Annotated in this window: 1 protein-coding gene; it reads right to left on the bottom strand. The window is 37.3% G+C overall.

Annotated features, from left to right (window positions below; translation table 11 throughout):
* Positions 1-9 precede the first annotated feature (9 nt).
* Positions 10-1,035 carry an IS1595 family transposase gene (locus ACRD7A_RS19090; RefSeq protein ID WP_430812984.1) on the bottom strand — a complete coding sequence of 342 codons (1,026 nt, stop codon included), beginning with the start codon at positions 1,033-1,035 and terminating at the stop codon, positions 10-12.
* Positions 1,036-1,086 lie beyond the last annotated feature (51 nt).

Raw genomic sequence — 1,086 nt, 5'->3', positions numbered from 1 at the left:
GGCTATAGTTTAATAATGCGTTGTAAAACCGATTAGTTGTTGATAACATAGGTCTATTTTCAAAAACCTTTCCTTAGCAGAGATGTCCTCCAAGGACATGGACACAAAATCTTTCATGAATTCTTTGGATTTCTTCAGCTTTTCTTTTGTCTTGAACCAATTGAGGTACAATTGCAGGTATTTTGTTGAAACACCACAAAACTGATATTCTATCCACTTTTTCAATCTGCTATCAATAGAATTGACGTGTTGGACATGATAGACCTTTTGTTTCACGTATTGCTTTAGGTTTGCCCTTATTGCATGGTGCTCAATATTGTTATCCTTGGCAAACCCTTTATAACTCACATGGCTGTCACTGCAAAGAATAGTTCTTTCAGTGATTTTATCCCCAATAGCATTTTCTATGTCAACCTTTTTTATCCTTCCCAACCGTGCTACCGACATATCAATTTCATCGTTTCTGTCTGCTGTTACAATAACCGCCACTTGCTCTTTGCTTATTCCTCTTTTCTTAGCGGAACCTCCACGTTTTCTCGGTTTCCGGCCTTCTACCTTTCGCCCCTTCGACGATTGAAGGAAAAATGTATCGTCACTTTCCGTAATGCCAGTAAAACTTCCGGAGCCTGTAGTAGCCAGACTTGATAAGATTTTATGACGCCAGTCAAAAGCTGTCTTTTTATTAATACCCATTCGTTTCTTTATCTTATCCAAACTCAGTTCTTGTTCCATTAACTTTAAATACTCAGAAACGAGTTCTTTTTTATGTAGGCCGGCTAGCCAGGTTCCTGTATGTTCAGTAAATGTTCGTTTACAACCATTGCAATAATAACGTTGGCTACCTTTGTCTTTACCATGCTTACGGTACTTTTTGCTACTGCAATGCGGACAACTACCAATTCTATCATCCAGTTTATGTTTTCTATTTTCCAAAACAGGAATTTGCAAATCAGCTTGTTCAATCTCCAACAACAAAGCTTTACGTTCTTCTGTAGATAGTTTGAGTAATACTTCTTTTATTTTGGCGGTATCCATGGCATTTTCTCATTAAGTTACAAAATTAAAACGCTATTGTAAACTACAGCC

The sequence above is a fragment of the Carboxylicivirga longa genome (assembly GCF_050589825.1).
Lineage (GTDB): Bacteria > Bacteroidota > Bacteroidia > Bacteroidales > Marinilabiliaceae > Carboxylicivirga > Carboxylicivirga longa.
Note: the sequence above shows the minus strand (reverse complement) of the source record. Positions and strands in the feature narration are given on the sequence as shown.

What these genes read in the sequence shown, in the direction of transcription:
- ACRD7A_RS19090 (WP_430812984.1), bottom strand. Translation starts at nt 1,035, where the DNA reads ATGGATACCGCCAAAATAAAAGAAGTATTACTCAAACTATCTACAGAA.